The sequence below is a fragment of the Streptomyces sp. NTD91 genome, from assembly GCF_059510455.1.
On the sequence record NZ_JCAJZW010000034.1, the window covers coordinates 79,824 to 87,249 of the forward strand.

Below are 7,426 nucleotides of genomic sequence, written 5' to 3' on the forward strand. Positions count from 1 at the left end.
CTTCTCGACCTCCTGGGTACGGGGGCTGCCGCTCGCGGGCAGTGCGTATCGGGGCGCCTGGATGGCCGTACGTACGCACCGGCCGTGCGGTGCGTTCAATTCCGTTTCCCCACGGCCGTATCGGGCGGATGAATCGGCCATGCCCGCGCCTCGCGGCGGGCGGCCGGGAACTCTTGCCCCATGACGCCGACCCCGGCCGGGGCCGACAGGATCCTCGCCGCGCACTTCGCTCCCTGGGTGCTCGATCTCGGGCTGGTCGTCGAGGCGGTGGCCGAGGACCGGGCCGTGCTGCGACTGCCCTGGGGCGAGCGGCCGGCCCGGGAGGGCGGGGGTCTTTCGGGCCAGGCGCTGACGGCGGCCGCGGACACGGCGACGGTGATCGCGGTGTCCGCGGCGGGGGGCAGCTTCGTGCCGATGACGACGGTTCAGCAGTCGACGTCTTTCCAGCGGCCGTGACCGGTGCGGATGTCCGGATCGAAGCGGTCCTGACGAAACTCGGCCGGCGGACGGCGTTCGCTGACGTCACCCCGAGCGACGCCCGCTCGGGGGCGCTCGCCGCCCGGGCGAGCACGGTGTACGCGATCCTGGGCCGACACGGTCCGCCACCGATCAGTGACAGCGTGTTCCGGGCGCGTACCGGAACCTCCCCTTCAGGGAATCTGCACATCGAATACCCAAGCGGATCACCGCCGACGGCGGATCTGCACATCCGCGCGCCCCCTCCCGTGCCTTTGGCGCGGAGTGCCGGATTCGCCACCGGCCGGGCAAGAGCGGGTACGCGACGATGCCGTGCGGCATGTGAAGGAGTCGCCGACATGTCGTGCGCAGACCTGCACGGATGTACCCCGTCGTCGGCCAAGTGCCCTGGTGAGAGCCCTGATTGATTGGAAGCGCGCCCCGCGTGCGTGCTTTGATCCATCGCACCGCGGGGGTTCACGGCGGGCTCCCGGAGACGGAGGCCCGGCGCTCGCGGTCGCGGCCGTCCGTCTGTCCCCAGAGGGGGCCGCTCCCCCTTGTGAATTAGCCATCAGGAAGGGAAGTTCCATCATGAACTCCACCCCCCAGGTCGAGACCGTCGAGATCTCGGACGCCGAGCTGGACAACGTCTCCGGCGGTCTGTCCCTGAACACCCTGAACACCGTCACGGGCGCCGTGAACGGCGTCGCCCCGGTTTCAGGTGCCGTGAACACAGTCGTCGGCACCGTCGAGGGTGTCACCGGTCTGAACGTGCAGCCGGTCACCGACCTGGTCGCCGGTCTCTGATCGCACCTCGTCGCACCGAAGTCCCGGAGCCGTTCGCCGGCTCCGGGACTCTCGGATGCCCTGAAACACCCGCGTCTCTCCACAGGTGAGGGAAGTTCCGTGCAGTTCCGCCAACAGGCCCTCGCCAAGCTCCAGTCACCCGAAGAGCTGGACCTTCCGGTGCGGCTGGCCCGCCCCCAGGGGTGGCTCGCCCTCGGCGTCACCGTCGTCGCGATGGCGGCCGCCTCGGTGTGGGCGGTGACCGGTTCGGTCGCCTCCACGGTGAGCGCCCCGGCCGTCCTCACCCACGGGCAGGGCAGTTATGTGCTGCAGAGCCCGGTGTCCGGCCAGGTGACAGCCGTCCTGGCCCGGCAGGGCGAGCGGCTGCCCGCGAACGCGCCGGTCCTCAAGGTCCGTACGCAGCAGGGCGACGCGGTGGTCCGCACGGTCGCCGCGGGCCGGGTCACCACGCTCGCCGCCACCATCGGGCAGATCATCCAGACCGGCACGAACGTGGCCGCCGTGGAGAAGGTCGCCCACGCCTCCGACCCGCTGTACGCGACCGTGTACGTCCCCGCCGAGAACGCCGCCGACATCCCGGCGCACGCCTCCGTCGACCTCACCGTGTCCTCGGTGCCGACGCAGACGTACGGCGTGCTGCGCGGCGAGGTGAAGTCGGTGGACCGCACGGCGCAGTCCGCCCAGTCGATCTCCGCCTTCCTCGGCGACAGCCAGCTCGGCGAGCAGTTCACCCGCAAGGGCCGCCCGGTGGCCGTCCTGGTCGCCCTCGACACGTCGGCGACCACCAAGAGCGGATACCGCTGGTCCACCACGGACGGGCCGCCGTTCCGGCTCGACTCCATGACGCTCGCCTCCGGTTCCGTGAAGCTGGCCGACCAGCACCCCATCGATTGGCTGCTCCCGTGACCGCCACCCAGGAACGCGGCCGCAGGCGCGCCGCCCCGGCCAAGCGGCCGGTCCCCAGATCCCGTGGCGGAACGGTCCGTACGCCCACCGTGCTCCAGATGGAGGCCGTCGAGTGCGGCGCCGCCTCCCTCGCGATGGTCCTCGCGCACTACGGCCGGCACGTCCCGCTGGAGGAGCTGCGCATCGCCTGCGGTGTCTCCCGCGACGGCTCACGCGCCTCCAACCTGCTCAAGGCGGCGCGCGGTTACGGCCTGACCGCCAAGGGCATGCAGATGGACCTGGCCGCGCTCGCCGAGGTGACGGCGCCTGCCATCCTGTTCTGGGAGTTCAACCACTACGTCGTCTACGACGGCATGGGCCGCCGCTTCGGCCGCCGCGGCGTGTACGTCAACGACCCCGCCAAGGGCCGCCGGTTCGTGCCCATGGAGGAGTTCGACGGCAGCTTCACCGGTGTGGTGCTGGCGATGGAGCCGGGCGACGGCTTCACGAGGGGCGGCCGCAAGGCGGGCGTGCTCGGCGCGATGCCGGCCCGGCTGCGCGGCACCGCGGGCACCCTGCCCGCCGCCGTCCTGGCCAGCCTGCTGCTGGTCGCGGTCGGCGCCGCCGTGCCCGCGCTCAGCCGCACCTACATCGACACGTTCCTCATCGGCGGCCGGACCTCGCTGCTGGGTGTGCTGTTCGCCTCGATGGGCACCTGCGTCCTGCTCACGCTGGTGCTGACCTGGCTGCAGCAGGCCAACCTGCTGCACGGCCGGATCATCTCCTCCACCCTCTCCAGCGCCCGCTTCCTGCGCCATCTGCTGCGACTGCCGGTGACCTTCTTCGCCCAGCGCTCCCCCGCCGACCTGGTGCAGCGGCTGCAGTCCAACGACCAGGTCGCCGAGACCCTGGCCCGCGACCTCGCGGCGGCCGGTGTGGACGCGATCGTCGTCGTGCTGTACGCCGTGCTGCTCTACACCTACGACCCGCAGCTGACGTTCGTCGGCATCGGTGTGGCCCTGCTCAACGTGGTCGCCATGCGGCTCGTGGTCCGGCTGCGCGCGACCCGTACGGCGAAACTGCGCGCGGACACCGCACGGCTCACCAACACCTCGTACACCGGTCTTCAGCTGATCGAGACGATGAAGGCGACCGGCGGTGAGGACGGCTACTTCCGCAAGTGGGCCGGGCAGCACGCCACCACCCTGGAGGAGCAGCAGCGGCTCGGGGTGCCGAGCGCCTGGCTCGGCGTGGTCGCGCCGACGCTCGCCACCTTCAACAGCGCGCTGATCCTGTGGATCGGCGGCCTGCGCGCGGTCGAGGGACACATCTCGGTGGGTCTGCTGGTCGCCTTCCAGTCGCTGGTGACCCGCTTCACCGCGCCGCTGACCCGGCTCAACGGCGTGGCGGGCCGCATCCAGGACTTCGCCGCCGACGTGGCCCGGCTGAAGGACGTGGAGAACTTCCAGGCCGACCCGCTCTACGCCCGCCCGGGCGGCGCCGACTCCACCCGGCGGCTGCATGGGCACGTCGAGCTGGAGAACATCACCTTCGGTTACAGTCCGCTCGACAAGCCGCTGCTCAGCGGCTTCGACCTGAGCGTGGGACCGGGGCAGCAGGTGGCGCTGGTCGGCGGCTCCGGCAGCGGCAAGTCCACGGTGTCCCGGCTGATCTCGGGCCTGTACACGCCGTGGGACGGGGTGATCCGCATCGACGGCCGCCGGCTGGAGGACGTCCCGCGCGGCGCGCTCGCCGCCTCCGTCTCCTTCGTCGACCAGGACGTCTTCCTCTTCGAGGGCACCGTCCGCGACAACGTGGCGCTGTGGGACCCGTCGATCCCGGACGAGGCCGTGGTGGAGGCGCTGAAGGACGCGGCCCTGTACGACGTGGTGATGCGCCGGCCCGGCGGCATCCACAGCAAGGTCGAGCAGGACGGCCACAACTTCTCCGGCGGCCAGCGACAACGGCTGGAGATCGCACGGGCCTTGGTGCGCCGGCCGAGCATCCTCGTCCTCGACGAGGTGACCAGCGCGCTGGACGCGGAGACCGAGCTGGTCGTGATGGACAACCTGCGCCGGCGCGGCTGCGCCTGCGTGGTGATCGCGCACCGGCTCAGCACGGTCCGCGACAGCGACGAGATCGTGGTGCTCCAGCACGGCACGGTCGTGGAGCGCGGACGGCACGAGGAGCTGGTGGCGCGCGGCGGCGCGTACGCCGCGCTGGTCAGGGAGCGATGAGATGACGACCGTTCAGGAGGGACACCAGGGCGACCTCGTGCTCGGTGCGCTGGGATCCATGGGCACCCGCGTCGACTGCGCCGGCTTCAACCGCGTGGACCTGGAGGGCCCGCAGGTGCTGTGGCTGGTCGCGGCCGGCGCCCTGGACCTGTTCGCGGTGGACGCCGTGCAGCAGGGCCACTGGCACCACCTGGGCCGGCTGGAGCCGGGCACGCTGTTGCTCGGCCCGGTCGCCGGGCCCCAGCACACCCTGGTGGCCCGTCCGGTCCGGGACTGCGTGGTGCACCGGATCAACCTGCGCGAGCTGTACCAGCCGGCCAACACCCAGACCTGGTCGTACGACGAGTACGGCAACCCGCAGTACGTCCCGCCCGCGACCAGCCCGCTGGAGTACGCGGTCGCGCTCGGCGTCGGCCGCGGCCTGTCCGTGCTGTTCCAGGCGCCGATGGCCGAGGAGCGGCCCGCCACCCACGGGGGTGGTCCCACGGGAGCCCGTTCGAGCGTGGGGGACGACGACGACGTGTTCTGGATGCAGGTGCCGCCCGGCAGCGTCCAGTACGGCTCGCTGTACGGCGCGGAGGCCGCCGCCGATCTGCTGATGGACCCGGCGCTGTGGCAGTCCATGGTGGACCAGCAGTACCGGTTGCTGACCGCGCTGGACCGGTGGATCGAGCAGCTGGAGCGCACCCACGAGACCCGTACGGCCGCCGGCATCAAGGCCGGTGAGGCCGTGCGCGCCCAGGCCGACCAGACACTGCTGGCGTCCATCGGCAAGCGCTCGGCCCGCCGGACCACGTCCGCCGACGCCGACGCCGGGTACGCGGCCTGCAAGCTGGTCGCCGAGGCGGCCCGGATCACGCTCGCCGAGCCCGCGCAGAGCGGCACCGAGAGCGAACGCCTCGACCCGATCGAGCGGGTGGCGCTCGCTTCCCGGGTGCGCACCAGGGCCGTTCGGCTCAAGGGGCGCTGGTGGCGGGAGAACGTGGGCCCGCTGGTCGGCCACCGGGCGCTGTCCGGGGCGCCGGTCGCGCTGCTGTGGCGGCGCGGCGGCTATGTGGCCGTCCATCCAGGAACGGGCCGCGAGACGCCGATCGAGAAGGCGAACGCGGAGGAGTTCGAGCCGCGCGCGGTGATGTTCTACCGACCGCTGCCCGACAAGGCGCTCACGCCGCTCGGTCTGCTGCGGTTCAGTCTCCAGGGCACCCGCGGCGACCTCCTCGGCCTGCTCCTCGCCGGCGTCGTGACGGTGGCGATCGGCGCGTTGGTGCCGGTCGCGACGGGCAAGGTGCTCGGCGAGTACGTGCCGAGGGCGCAGACCGGCCTGATCGTGCAGGTGTGCCTCGCGGTGATGGTGAGCGGGGTGGTCGCGGCGGCGTTCACGCTGCTGGAGAACCTGTCCATCCTGCGTCTGGAGGGCCGGATCGAGGCCGCGCTCCAGCCCGCCGTCTGGGACAGGCTGCTCCGGCTGCCGACCCGGTTCTTCACCCAGCGCTCCACCGGCGAGCTGGCCAGCGCGGCGATGGGCATCAGCGCGATGCGCCGGCTGCTGGCGGGCGTCGGCCCGGTGGTCGCGCAGTCGGTGACGGTCGGCGCGATGAACCTGGGCCTGCTGTTCTGGTACAGCCCGTCGATGGCCCTGGCGGCGCTCGGCATGCTCGTCGTGATCGCGGCGGTGTTCCTGGGGCTCGGGCTCTGGCAGGTGCGCTGGCAGCGGAAGCTGACGGTGCTCGGCAACAAGCTGAACAACCAGGCGTTCCAGACCCTGCGCGGCCTGCCCAAGCTGCGGGTCGCGGCGGCCGAGAACTACGCCTACGCCGCCTGGGCGCGGGAGTTCGCGCGCAGCCGGGAGCTGCAGCAGAAGGTCGGCCGGATCAAGAACCTCACCACCGTCCTCGGCGGGATCTACCTGCCGGTGTGCACGCTGCTGATGTTCATGCTGCTCGCGGGCCCGGCGAAGGGCGCGATGTCGGCGTCCGACTTCCTGACCTTCAACACCTCGGTGACCATGGTGCTGACCTCGGTCGCCCAGCTGACCGGCTCCTTCGTGTCGGCGGTGGCCGCGCTGCCGCTGTTCGAGGAGATCAAGCCGGTCTTCGAGGCGGCCCCCGAGGTGCGCACGTCCAGCACCCGGCCGGGGCCGCTGTCCGGCGCGATCGAGGCCCGCCGGCTCTCCTTCCGGTACGCCGACGACGGCCCGCTCGTCCTGGACGACGTGTCCTTCGCCGTCCGGGCGGGCGAGTTCGTGGCGGTCGTCGGCCCGAGCGGCTGCGGCAAGTCCACCCTGCTTCGGCTCCTCATCGGATTCGACAAGCCGGTCTCCGGCAGCGTCCTGTACGACGGCCAGGACCTGGCGGCGCTGGATCAGTCGGCGGTGCGCCGCCAGTGCGGGGTGGTGCTCCAGCACGCGCAGCCCTTCACCGGCTCCCTCCTGGACGTCATCTGCGGCACCGAGCCGTACACGCCGGAGGAGGCGATGGCGGCGGCCGAGATGGCGGGGCTCGCGGAGGACATCAAGCGGATGCCGATGGGCCTGCACACGATCGTGGCCGGGAACGGCGCGATCTCCGGCGGGCAGCGGCAGCGGCTGATGATCGCCCAGGCGCTGATCCGCCGCCCGCGCATCCTGTTCTTCGACGAGGCCACCAGCGCCCTGGACAACGACACCCAGCGCATCGTCATCGACAGCACCCGCAAGCTGAACGCCACCCGCATCGTCATCGCGCACCGCCTGTCGACGGTCCTGGACGCCGACCGGGTGATCGTGATGGAGGACGGCAAGGTCGTCCAGCAGGGCGCACCGGCCGACCTGCTCGCCGACTCCACGGGCCGGCTGCACGAGCTGGTGCGCCGCCAGATGGCCTAAGGCATGTTTCGAAAGTAGCGTCGTCCGCCCGGAGGGCGGGGTCCGCGGCGTCTGGTGCGGTGCATCGCAAGGCGGAGGGTCGTCCTCGTACCGGGCATACGTGGACGGTCCCGACAACGCGGCGAGGTGCCGTGCCAGGCGTCGCGGACCAGACGGGACTTTCGAAACACGCCCTCTA

At 71.8% G+C, this 7,426-nt stretch carries 4 protein-coding genes and 1 pseudogene; all 5 read left to right on the forward strand.

From position 1 onward, the window contains the following. Nucleotides 1–180: 180 nt before the first annotated feature. A pseudogene (locus tag AC5WRT_RS28505) lies at nucleotides 181–590 on the forward strand (PaaI family thioesterase); the annotation flags it as partial. Nucleotides 591–1,047: 457 nt separating this feature from the next. Beyond that, nucleotides 1,048–1,263 (forward strand): type A2 lantipeptide, encoded by a 216-nt coding sequence (locus AC5WRT_RS28510; protein WP_360148670.1) that lies wholly within the window; start codon nucleotides 1,048–1,050, stop codon nucleotides 1,261–1,263. Between the two features lie 99 nt (nucleotides 1,264–1,362). Next, nucleotides 1,363–2,169, forward strand: a complete 807-nt coding sequence (locus tag AC5WRT_RS28515; protein WP_496097085.1) for a hypothetical protein — start codon at nucleotides 1,363–1,365, stop codon at nucleotides 2,167–2,169. Further along, nucleotides 2,166–4,385 (forward strand): NHLP family bacteriocin export ABC transporter peptidase/permease/ATPase subunit, encoded by a 2,220-nt coding sequence (locus AC5WRT_RS28520; protein WP_496097086.1) that lies wholly within the window; start codon nucleotides 2,166–2,168, stop codon nucleotides 4,383–4,385. Before AC5WRT_RS28515 ends, AC5WRT_RS28520 begins: the two co-directional genes overlap by 4 nt. A 1-nt stretch (nucleotide 4,386) precedes the next feature. Then, nucleotides 4,387–7,248, forward strand: a complete 2,862-nt coding sequence (locus tag AC5WRT_RS28525; RefSeq protein ID WP_496097087.1) for an NHLP bacteriocin export ABC transporter permease/ATPase subunit — start codon at nucleotides 4,387–4,389, stop codon at nucleotides 7,246–7,248. Nucleotides 7,249–7,426: the final 178 nt, after the last annotated feature.

What these genes read in the sequence shown, in the direction of transcription:
- AC5WRT_RS28525 (WP_496097087.1), top strand. Translation starts at nt 4,387, where the DNA reads ATGACGACCGTTCAGGAGGGACACCAGGGCGACCTCGTGCTCGGTGCG.
- AC5WRT_RS28510 (WP_360148670.1), top strand. Translation starts at nt 1,048, where the DNA reads ATGAACTCCACCCCCCAGGTCGAGACCGTCGAGATCTCGGACGCCGAG.